The organism is Streptomyces sp. NPDC042002, from assembly GCF_055588305.1.
The window spans coordinates 75271-85025 of record NZ_JBVJCT010000035.1 but is presented as its reverse complement, the minus strand read 5'-3'; the positions used below and the strand labels follow the sequence as shown (position 1 = coordinate 85025).

Genomic DNA, 9755 nt, shown 5'->3' with positions numbered 1-9755 from the left:
CGTGGGGGGGTGGGGGAGGGGGGAGAGACGCTCGCGGGTCACGGGGGGGGGAGTTGTTGGGGGGGGGGTGGGCGGGGGAGGGGGGGACGTAACCGGGTGTCACCTTCCACCCCTCGTCCCCAAACACGCGAAAACCCCCCCCCCAAAACCCCCCCCCGGTTCGTCATTCAGGGGGGAGTGCGGCCGTACCCGGCTGCGAGCCCAGCCGGAACAGCGCCCACACGACCTTGCCGCTGAGCGTTCCCGCGAGCGGGTGCCAGCCCCAGCTGTCCGAGAACGAGTCGACGAGGAAGAGGCCGCGCCCCGACTCCGCCGCGAAGTCGTCCGAGTCGCCGGCGACCGGACTGTCGTGGCTGGGGTCGCGCACCGCGCACACCAGACGTGAGGTCCACCGCATCAAGTGCAGCCGTACGGGCGGCCCTTGGTCGTCCTTGCGGGGCGTGTCCGAGGGCAGCGCGTGCCGCAGGGCGTTGGTGACGAGCTCGGACACCACCAGGCAGACGTCGTCGAAACGGTCGCCTATCTCCCAGTGGTCCAGCGTTCCGCGGGTGAACTGCCGGGCCTCGCGCACCGCTTCGTAGCGGGCGGGCAAGGCGCACGAGGCGGCGCTGGACACGGCCGCGGGATCGAGAGGCGGAAGTCCCTGCCGTAAGGGTTCGAGCATGGTCGATCCATTCGTCCCCATGCGAGGCACTCCCGGGTGTTCGCGGTCGTTGCGATGCAGCGGTGGCGCGAGGACCATGGTTCCGAATGCGTACGGCAGATGCAAGGGCAGATGCACGTGCACGCGCCCGAATTGGACCTTCCTCTCCTACTTCTTGCTCATTTCTTCCATCACCTTATTCTCAGTTGTTGACACCCCACTGATCTTTTCCTGTGCTCCGCCTTTGGCTACTTTCCGTTTCCGTAACTGAACGAGTACTGCTTGAAGTGTTTTAGTGGCAGACTTCGGCGTCTGGAAGACCGTTGGGGAGGCTGACGAACGTGAGCGCTGGTGAGTCGAGCGGCTCGGTGGTGCGGCGCATGCTGCTGGGGTCACATCTGCGGCGGCTGCGTGAGGCGCGTGGCATCACCCGTGAAGCGGCCGGCTACTCGATCCGCGCCTCCGAATCGAAGATCAGCCGCATGGAGTTGGGAAGGGTGAGCTTCAAGACGCGCGACGTCGAGGACCTGCTGACGCTCTACGGCATCAACGACGAAGCCGAGCGCACCTCCCTCGTCTCGCTCGCCAAGGAGGCCAACGTCGCGGGCTGGTGGCACAGTTACTCCGACGTCCTGCCCAGCTGGTTCCCCACCTACGTCGGCCTCGAAGGCGCGGCCCATCTGATCCGGGTGTACGAAGTGCAGTTCGTGCACGGCCTGTTGCAGACCGAGGCGTACGCCCACGCGGTCGTCCGGCGCGGGATGAAGGGCGCCTCCGCCGCCGACGTCGACCGGCGCGTGGCCCTGCGCCTGGAGCGGCAGAAGTACCTCGTCTCCGAGAACGCCCCCGAGTTCCACATCGTCCTCGACGAGGCCGCGCTGCGCCGCCCGTACGGCGACCGTGAGGTGATGCGCGGACAGCTCCAGCATCTGATCGAGGTCTCGGAGCGGCCCAACGTACGTCTTCAGGTCATGCCGTTCAGCTTCGGCGGGCACTCCGGCGAGAGCGGCTCCTTCACCATCCTGAGCTTCCCGGAGTCCGACCTGTCGGACGTCGTCTATCTGGAGCAGCTCACCAGCGCGCTCTACCTGGACAAGCGCGAGGACGTCACCCAGTACGAGAGCGCGCTCAAGCAGCTGCAGCAGGACAGTCCGGGGCCGGCCGAGAGCCGCGATCTGCTGCGAGGGCTGCTCCAGCTCTCCTGAGGGTGTTCACAGACTTCCCCTGACTTCCCCGGTCTCCTTCAACTCCCTTGAAACACAAGTACGATGACGTGTGATCAGACCGTGATCGGATGTCTGCTGACCCGGGCCAAGGACTGCCTCGGCAGCACAGGGATTGAGGGAGCACATGTCGTCCTACTTCACCGACCTGGCCCAGCAGTACATCGACGGCGAGTGGCGCCCGGGAACGGGCTCATGGGACATCATCGACTTCAACCCGTACGACGGCGAGAAGCTGGCGTCGATCACGATAGCCACGGTCGACGAGGTCGATGACGCCTACCGCGCAGCCGAGCGCGCCCAGAAGCAGTGGGGCGCGACGAACGCGTACGCGCGCCGCGCGGTCTTCGAGAAGGCGCTCGCCGTCATCGACGAGCGCGAGGCGGAGATCACCGAGGTGATCATCGCCGAGCTCGGCGGCACCCGCCTCAAGGCGGCCTTCGAGCTGCACCTCGTCCGGGAGTTCCTGCGCGAGTCGGTCCAGCTGGCGCTGCGCCCCGAGGGAAAGATCATCCCCTCGCCGGTCGACGGCAAGGAGAACCGTCTCTACCGCGTCCCGGTCGGCGTCGTGGGCGTCATCAGCCCCTTCAACTTCCCCTTCCTGCTGTCGATCAAGTCCGTGGCGCCGGCCCTCGCGCTCGGCAACGGCGTGGTCCTGAAGCCGCACCAGAACACCCCGATCGTCGGTGGCTCCCTGGTCGCGAAGATCTTCGAGGAAGCGGGTCTGCCCGGCGGTCTGCTCAACGTCGTCATCACCGACATCGCCGAGATCGGCGACGCCTTCATCGAGCACCCGGTCCCGAAGGTCATCTCCTTCACCGGCTCCGACAAGGTCGGCCGGCACGTCGCCACGGTCTGCGCCGCGAACTTCAAGCGCTCGGTGCTCGAACTGGGCGGCAACAGCGCGCTGGTGGTCCTGGAGGACGCGGACATCGACTACGCGGTCGACGCGGCGGTCTTCAGCCGCTACGTCCACCAGGGCCAGGTCTGCATGGCCGCGAACCGTGTCCTCGTGGACCGGTCGATCGAGGCCGAGTTCACCGAGAAGTTCGTCGCCAAGGTCAGGACGCTGAAGACCGGCGACCCGAGCGACCCGCAGACGGTCATCGGCCCGGTCATCAACTCCTCCCAGGCGGACGCGCTTTCGAGCGTCGTCGAGCAGGCGATCGCGGAGGGCGCGACGGCCCTGCTGCACGGTTCGACCACGGACAACATGGTCGAGCCCTCGGTCCTGACCGGCATCCCCGCCGACTCGGACCTGCTCCGGCAGGAGATCTTCGGCCCGGTCGTCTTCCTCGTCCCGTTCGACGGGGAGGAAGAGGCGGTCCGGATCGCCAACGACACCCCGTACGGCCTCTCGGGCGCCGTCCACACGGCCGACATCGAGCGCGGCGTGAACTTCGCCAAGCAGATCGACACCGGCATGTTCCACGTCAACGACGGCACCGTCCACGACGAGCCCCTCGTCCCCTTCGGCGGCGAGAAGCACTCCGGCATCGGCCGCCTGAACGGCGAGACGACGGTCGACTCCTTCACCACGACGAAGTGGATCTCGGTGCAGCACGGACGGAGCCGCTTCCCCTTCTGACCCTTCTGGCTCCTCTGAGACGCCTTCGCGTGATCGTTCAGCGTGCCCGGACCCTTGCGGACAGAACCTGACCGCAAGGGTCCGTAGCGTCATCGGTGTCAGTCAGGAGGACCCGATGAAAGGCGGCCGGTCATGGTCACGCATGTGCGAGCGGAAGAGCAGGGCGACGAGCGCGGGGCGCTGCTCGACTTCATCGAGGAGCAGCGCGGCGGCATCCGTCGGTCGCTGCTCGGGCTGACCGAGGAGCAGGCCGCGAGCCGGCCGAGCGCCAGTGAACTCTCCCTATCCGGGCTGCTCAAGCACGTCGCCGAGGTCGAGCAGGGCTGGGTGGCCCGCGCCAAGGGAGAGGCGCCCGCGGTGAAGCGGGACGAGTCGAACTGGCACGAGTGCTTCGTCCTCGCCGACGGCGAGACGGTCGCCTCGCAGCTCGCGTACTGGGAGAAGGTCGCCGCCGAGACGGACGCGTTCCTGCGCTCGGTGCCGAGCCTCGACGACACCTTCGCGCTCCCGAACGACCCCTGGTTCCCGCCCGAGGGCCGCGTCTCGATGCGCTGGCTGGCTCTCCACCTGATCCGCGAGACGGCCCGGCACGCCGGGCACGCCGACATCATCCGCGAGTCCCTTGACGGCAAGACGGCCTTCGAACTGGTGGCGATGGAGCGGGGCACCACCTGGGGCTGAGCCCCGCTCCCGGCCCGGACGGCACACGGCCCGGACGGCCACGGCCCGGACAGCGCGCGGCGCGGACGGTACGCGCCCGACGGCATGCCGGCGGTCCGTCTCCTCGTGCTCCGCGCCGGCCGCCGGCCGCCGTTCGCAACCACCGCAACCACCGCAGCCACCGGCCGCCACCCGCCGCTCGCGGCTCCTCCCGGAGAGCCGTGAGCGTTCGGGCGCGAGCGGTCGGTGCGAGGGCCTCGCTAGTGGTGGAAACTCGTCGCCGCCGCCTTGTCGCGGGGCAACGGGCCTGGCTGTCTGCGCAGTTCGGGCAGCAACTGGGTCAGGTTCTCGATGAAGAGGTCGGCGAGGTCGGACGAGAATCCGTTGCGGCACACCACGCGCAGCACGGACAGGTCCTCGCGGTTCTCGGGGAAGGTGTACGCGGGCAGCAGCCAGCCGTTCTCGCGCATTCTCCGGGACACGTCGAAGACGTCGAACGCGGTCACCTCGGGCGCCGTCGTGAAGGCGAACACCGGCAGCTCGTCGCCCCGGGTGATGAGCCGGAAGTCGCCCAGACAGTCGATGCGTTCGGCGAGCGAGCGCGCCACGTCCCGGGTCGTCTGCTGCACGGCCCGGTAGCCCTCCCGGCCCAGCCGCAGGAACGTGTAGTACTGCGCGACGACCTGCGCTCCGGGGCGGGAGAAGTTGAGCGCGAAGGTCGGCATGTCGCCGCCCAGGTAGTTCACCCGGAAGACCAGTTCCTCCGGCAGCTCGGCCGCCGTCCGCCACAGCGCCCAGCCGACACCCGGGTAGACCAGGCCGTACTTGTGCCCCGAGGTGTTGATCGACGACACCCTGGGCAGCCGGAAGTCCCAGACCAGGTCCTCGTCGAGGAACGGCGCGATCATCGCCCCTGACGCGCCGTCGACGTGGACCGGGATGTCGAGGCCCGTGCGGTCCTGGAGCTGGTCCAGCGCCGCGCACAGCTCCTCGATCGGTTCGTACGACCCGTCGAAGGTGGAGCCGAGGATGCCGACGACCCCGATGGTGTTCTCGTCGCACAGCTCGGCCGCGGCCTGGGGATCGAGGTGGAACCGGTCGCCCTCCATGGGGACCTGGCGGGCCTCGACCTCCCAGAAGTTGCAGAACTTCTCCCAGCACACCTGGACGTTCACGCCCATGACGAGGTTGGGCCGCGCGGCCGGGTAGCGGTCCGCGTTGCGCAGCGCCCAGCGCCGCTTCAGCGCCATGCCGGCGAGCATGCACGCCTCGCTCGACCCGGTCGTGGAACAGCCCACCGCGGCCGACGGATCCGGCGCGTTCCACAGGTCGGCGAGCATCGACACACAGCGCCGCTCCAGTTCGGCCGTGCGGGGGTACTCGTCCTTGTCGATCATGTTCTTGTCCCGGCACTCCGCCATCAGGATCCCGGCCTGCGGTTCCATCCAGGTCGTGACGAAGGTGGCCAGGTTCAGCCGGGAGTTCCCGTCCAGCATGAGCTCGTCGTGGACGAGCTGGAGCGCGGTCGTGGGTGGCAGCGGACCGTCCGGGAGGCGGTGCTTCGGGGGTGCCTCGATCATGCCGCTGACCGGATTGGTCTCGCCGTAGAACGGGTTGACGGACAGCGCGTGGTCATCGTGCGTCTGGTTGCCCTGGTGGAGCGGCATGGGCTTCTCCCAACGGTTCAGCGGGACGGCGCGTCCCATTGCTTCATCTGGTTCATCGGATGAGGGCACCCCGGCGGTTCACCGGATCGGGCTTCCGTCCTCGTGCAGTTGCATCTGCGGCCGTCCGGTCACCAGCAGCCAGGCCGGCAGCGAGGCGATGCAGAGCAGGGCGATGATCGTCGGTGAGGACACCAGGACGGCGGCCGTGAACAGGCTCACCCAGCCCTGCCGGGTGATCGCGAGGAGCATGCCCAGCACGCCCGCGGCCAGACCCAGCGACGCCGGGACCGAGGGCACGAGCGCGTAGGCGCACAGACCGAACGCGGCACCGGCGAAGACGGCCGGGAAGATCCGGCCGCCCCGGAACCCGCAGGACGCCGCGACGACCAGCGCGGCCACTTTCACCACGGCCATCAGCGCGTACCGGCCCGCCGAATAGGCGTCCGGGTTCCGGGCCAGCTCGGCGACCTGGTCCAGGCCCTTGAACAGCGTGAGCGGACCGCCCAGGCAGCCCAGCAGGCCGAGGACGAGCCCGCCGACGGGGAGGGCCACCATGGGATGGCGCAGGAGCGAGAACACCTTGTGGACGTAGGGGAAGAGATGGACCCCGGCCATGCCGACCACCGCCGCCGCGGACGCGATCACCAGCGCGGACAGCACATCGGCCCAGCCGGGACTGCCGAGCGGGGGCAGATCGAGGTCGAAGCTCTCGTGCCCCAGCAGGGCCGTGGTCATCGAGCCCACCGAGGCCGCCGTCAGCGGCGCGAAGAGGTTGTCCCACAGCAGTCCCTTCACCTGCCGCCCGGCGAGCGCCTCGGAGATGACCAGCGCCGCCGCGACCGGAGTGCCGAACAGGGCGCCGATCGTCCCCGCCTCCGCCAGGGTCACCCACAGCACGCCGGGCGCCGCGGGCGCGAACCTGCGGCCCGCCCAGAACGCCAGCGCGACGTTGGTGGCGATGATCGGGTTCTCGGGGCCGAGGCTCGGGCCGCCCGCCAGCATCAGCGCCGTCGCCACCAGCAGTCCGGGCAGGATGAAGAGCGCCATCGGCTCCGCCTGGAGTCCCACGGTGGCCGGGTCGGGGCCCGCGTGCCCCGGCGCCTTCCACACCACCAGACCGACCAGGATGCCGGTCGTGGTGAGCATGACGATCATCCAGAGCGAGGAGTACCCGCCGATGCCGAGCGCGTCCGGCAGGTCCGTCCACAGCACGTCCTTGAGCTGGTCGGCCAGTTTGCTCACACCCACGTAGAGAAGGGCCGAGACCGCGCCGACGACCACGGACGGCAGGAACAGCGGCAGCAGAGTCCGTGCGGGCGTCGCCCGGGTGAGGGCCGGTCCCGGGGGAGCCGCTTCGTGGGTCACGGGCTCACCCTAAGCGCGCGAAACGGACATAACACTCCGGAGGGCGGTCCTGGTCTCGTCCCACGAAAGGCGACGACGTCGTCGCCGGACGCCGGGAGGTCGGGCTTGCACCTCACGTCACGTCAGGCCTCATCGTGAAGGGCGTACCGAAGGAAGGAGCGGAAGTGAGCTACTCAGTGGGCCAGGTCGCCGGATTCGCCGGGGTCACGGTGCGCACGCTGCACCACTACGACGAGATCGGTCTGCTCGCGCCCGGCGGACGCAGCCATGCGGGTCATCGGCGCTACGACGACGCCGACCTCGACCGGTTGCAGCAGATCCTGTTCTACCGAGAGCTCGGCTTCCCGCTCGACGAGGTCGCCGCCCTGCTCGACGACCCGGAAGCGGACCCGCGCGCGCATCTGCGCCGCCAGCACGACCTGCTGACCGCCCGGATCGAGAAGCTGCAGAAGATGGCCGCGGCCGTGGAGCACGCCATGGAGGCACGCACGATGGGCATCAACCTCACGCCCGAGGAGAAGTTCGAGGTCTTCGGGGGCAAGGACCCGGAGGCGCACGCGGAGGAGGCCGAGCGCCGCTGGGGCGGCACGGACACGTACGCCGAGTCACAGCGCCGCGCCGCCCGCTACACCAAGGACGACTGGAAGCGCATGCAGGCCGAGGTGGCCTCCTGGGGCGAGCGTTACGACGCCCTGATGGAGGCCGGGGAGCGGCCGGACGGCGAGCGGGCCATGGACATGGCCGAGGAGCACCGGCAGCACATCGCCAAATGGTTCTACGCGTGCACGTACGAGATCCATCAGGGACTCGGCGACATGTACGTCGCCGACGAGCGGTTCAAGGAGTTCTACGACTCCATGCGGCCGGGACTGGCCGAGCACCTGAGGGACGCGATCACCGCGAACGCCGCCCGGCACGGCCGGGAAGCCTGACATCCGGAGGTATCCGTTCCGGCGACGGTAAGGGGCGTCCACATGGGCGGACGCCCCTTACTTCTGCGCGCTACTCCTTCGTCAGGACCACGGCCGTGCCGTAGGCGCACACCTCGGTGCCCACGTCCGCCGCCTCCGACACGTCGAAGCGGAACATGAGCACGCCGTTGGCGCCACGCGCGCGTGCCTGCTCGACGAGCCGCTCCATGGCCTGGTTGCGGGTCGCCACGAGCGTCTTGGTGAGCCCCTTGAGCTCACCGCCGATCATCGACTTCAGGCCCGCGCCGATCTGGCTGCCCAGATGGCGCGAGCGCACGGTGAGGCCGAAGACCTCACCGATGACCTGCTCGACGCGATGGCCGGGAACGTCGTTCGTCGTCACGACCAGGACGTCCGCGTGGGGACCCTGGCCGCCGCCGTATTCGTCGATGCCCATGGTCCACAGCTTTGTCCCAGTCGTCGCACAGTGCATCCTGGAGTCACGGGTGGAACCTGGCGTGGACACATTGCGTTGATAGCTTTGGTCGGCCGCACAGGACTGCCGTACCTCCCTTCACCCCTCAGGAGCCCGGAACCGTGATGACGCTTGCCCTCGGTCCCAGCTGGCTGGATCCGAACACGCTCCTGGACAACTTCGGCATCTGGGGCCTGCTGCTCGTCGTCTTCGCCGAGTCCGGCCTGCTCATCGGCTTCTTCCTGCCGGGCGACTCGCTGCTGTTCACCTGCGGTCTGCTGATCGCCACGGACGCGATGGACTTCCCGTTGTGGGCCGCGATCCCGCTGATCTGTCTCGCCGCGGTCCTCGGAGACCAGGCGGGCTACCTCTTCGGCAAGAAGGTCGGGCCCTCGCTCTTCACCCGCCCGAACTCCCGCCTGTTCAAGCAGGAGAACGTGGTCAAGGCCAACGAGTTCTTCGAGAAGTACGGGCCCAAGTCCCTGGTACTGGCCCGCTTCGTGCCCGTCGTGCGCACGTTCACGCCGATCATCGCCGGCGTCAGTGGCATGAAGTACCGCCCCTTCCTCACCTTCAACGTCATCGGCGGCGTCATGTGGGGCGCGGGCGTCACGCTGCTCGGCTCCTGGCTCGGCAAGATCGAGTTCGTCAACAAGAACATCGAGCTGATCCTGATCCTGATCGTGCTCGTCTCGGTGGTCCCGATCATGATCGAGTTCCTGCGCGCCCGTTCCCAGGCCAAGAAGAACCCGCCCCAGGAGCCCGCCCCGGCCCAGCCCGCGGTCGCCCACACCCGCCCCGCCGCGCCCGTCATGGACGACGCGACCAGGCCGCTGCGCGTGCCGCCGGTCCACGAGGGCCAGGACTCGGCGTACGGCAACCAGGGTCATGGCCAGTCGTACGGGAACCAGGGACACGGCCAGTCCTACGGCAATCAGGGGCACGACCAGTCGTACGGGAACCAGGGGCACGACCAGTCGTACGGGAACCAGGGCCAGGGCTACGGCCATCAGGGCAACGGCTACCCGCCCCAGCAGCCGTATCAGCAGCCCCAGCAGCCGTACGGCTCGGACCAGGGCTACGGATACGACCAGCAGCAGTACGACCAGGGCTACCAGCAGGGCTACGACCAGGGCCAGGCCCACCAGCCGCAGCAGCACCCTCAGGGCCACCCGCAGCAGTACCCCTACGGCCAGGGCCCCACGCAGAACTGAGGCGCCCGC

9 protein-coding genes are annotated in these 9755 nt (G+C 68.9%); 5 read left to right on the top strand and 4 right to left on the bottom strand.

Going from position 1 to position 9755, the window contains the following annotated elements; all coding sequences use genetic code 11:
• Positions 1-163: 163 nt before the first annotated feature.
• Complete coding sequence (locus ACZ6KY_RS34005; RefSeq protein WP_469314090.1) at positions 164-685, bottom strand: ATP-binding protein; 522 nt, start codon at positions 683-685, stop codon at positions 164-166.
• Positions 686-1023: 338 nt separating this feature from the next.
• On the opposite strand from ACZ6KY_RS34005, the gene ACZ6KY_RS34000 reads away from it, so the two are divergent.
• The 3 genes from ACZ6KY_RS34000 (at position 1024) to ACZ6KY_RS33990 (ending at position 4135) form a co-directional block, all read left to right on the top strand.
• Positions 1024-1848, top strand: coding sequence for a helix-turn-helix domain-containing protein (locus ACZ6KY_RS34000; protein WP_469314095.1), 825 nt, complete (start codon positions 1024-1026; stop codon positions 1846-1848).
• Positions 1849-1993: 145 nt separating this feature from the next.
• Positions 1994-3454 (top strand): aldehyde dehydrogenase family protein, encoded by a 1461-nt coding sequence (locus ACZ6KY_RS33995; RefSeq protein ID WP_469314089.1) that lies wholly within the window; start codon positions 1994-1996, stop codon positions 3452-3454.
• A gap of 132 nt (positions 3455-3586) precedes the next feature.
• Positions 3587-4135 carry a DinB family protein gene (locus ACZ6KY_RS33990; protein ID WP_469314088.1) on the top strand — a complete coding sequence of 183 codons (549 nt, stop codon included), beginning with the start codon at positions 3587-3589 and terminating at the stop codon, positions 4133-4135.
• Between the two features lie 239 nt (positions 4136-4374).
• Here the strand turns inward: ACZ6KY_RS33990 and ACZ6KY_RS33985 are convergent, their stop codons facing one another.
• The gene (locus tag ACZ6KY_RS33985) at positions 4375-5781 is read right to left on the bottom strand and encodes a glutamate decarboxylase (protein WP_469314087.1); all 1407 of its coding nucleotides are present in this window, start codon (positions 5779-5781) and stop codon (positions 4375-4377) included.
• Between the two features lie 78 nt (positions 5782-5859).
• Positions 5860-7146: an ion channel protein gene (locus tag ACZ6KY_RS33980; protein WP_469314086.1), complete on the bottom strand. Its 1287-nt coding sequence runs from the start codon at positions 7144-7146 to the stop codon at positions 5860-5862.
• A gap of 164 nt (positions 7147-7310) precedes the next feature.
• Here ACZ6KY_RS33980 and ACZ6KY_RS33975 point away from each other — a divergent pair, with 164 nt between their 5' ends.
• Positions 7311-8078: a MerR family transcriptional regulator gene (locus tag ACZ6KY_RS33975; RefSeq protein WP_469314085.1), complete on the top strand. Its 768-nt coding sequence runs from the start codon at positions 7311-7313 to the stop codon at positions 8076-8078.
• 70 nt (positions 8079-8148) lie between these two features.
• Here ACZ6KY_RS33975 and ACZ6KY_RS33970 read toward each other — a convergent pair whose 3' ends face one another.
• Positions 8149-8514 (bottom strand): YbjQ family protein, encoded by a 366-nt coding sequence (locus ACZ6KY_RS33970; protein WP_469314084.1) that lies wholly within the window; start codon positions 8512-8514, stop codon positions 8149-8151.
• 140 nt (positions 8515-8654) lie between these two features.
• Between ACZ6KY_RS33970 and ACZ6KY_RS33965 the strand changes: the two genes are divergently transcribed.
• Positions 8655-9746: a DedA family protein gene (locus tag ACZ6KY_RS33965; RefSeq protein ID WP_469314083.1), complete on the top strand. Its 1092-nt coding sequence runs from the start codon at positions 8655-8657 to the stop codon at positions 9744-9746.
• Positions 9747-9755: the final 9 nt, after the last annotated feature.

What these genes read in the sequence shown, in the direction of transcription:
- ACZ6KY_RS34005 (WP_469314090.1), bottom strand. Translation starts at nt 685, where the DNA reads ATGGGGACGAATGGATCGACCATGCTCGAACCCTTACGGCAGGGACTT.
- ACZ6KY_RS34000 (WP_469314095.1), top strand. Translation starts at nt 1,024, where the DNA reads ATGCTGCTGGGGTCACATCTGCGGCGGCTGCGTGAGGCGCGTGGCATC.
- ACZ6KY_RS33995 (WP_469314089.1), top strand. Translation starts at nt 1,994, where the DNA reads ATGTCGTCCTACTTCACCGACCTGGCCCAGCAGTACATCGACGGCGAG.
- ACZ6KY_RS33990 (WP_469314088.1), top strand. Translation starts at nt 3,587, where the DNA reads ATGGTCACGCATGTGCGAGCGGAAGAGCAGGGCGACGAGCGCGGGGCG.
- ACZ6KY_RS33985 (WP_469314087.1), bottom strand. Translation starts at nt 5,781, where the DNA reads ATGCCGCTCCACCAGGGCAACCAGACGCACGATGACCACGCGCTGTCC.
- ACZ6KY_RS33970 (WP_469314084.1), bottom strand. Translation starts at nt 8,514, where the DNA reads ATGGGCATCGACGAATACGGCGGCGGCCAGGGTCCCCACGCGGACGTC.